1 pseudogene is annotated in these 276 nt (G+C 65.2%); it reads left to right on the top strand.

The annotated features are described in order from the left end of the window. A pseudogene (locus tag SB772_RS40530) lies at window positions 1-276 on the top strand (ATP-dependent DNA helicase RecG); the annotation flags it as partial.

Genomic DNA, 276 nt, shown 5'->3' with positions numbered 1-276 from the left:
GGCACAGGATCGCTTCCGCTACCAGGAGGCGCTGGTCCTGCAGACAGCCTTGGCCCGGCGACGGTCCCAGTTGGCAGCCGAAGAGGCGACCGCCCGCCGTCGGGTCAGCGGGGGATTGTTGGAGAAATTCGATGGCAACCTGCCGTTCACCCTCACGGCGGGACAGTCCGCTGTCGGCAAGACCCTTTCAGAAGAGCTGGCTCGGGATACACCGATGAACCGCCTACTGCAAGGTGAAGTAGGGTCCGGCAAGACCATCGTCGCCCTCCGGGCCAC

The sequence above is a fragment of the Paraburkholderia sp. SIMBA_030 genome (assembly GCF_046535245.1).
Classification (GTDB): domain Bacteria; phylum Pseudomonadota; class Gammaproteobacteria; order Burkholderiales; family Burkholderiaceae; genus Paraburkholderia.
Note: the sequence above shows the minus strand (reverse complement) of the source record. Positions and strands in the feature narration are given on the sequence as shown.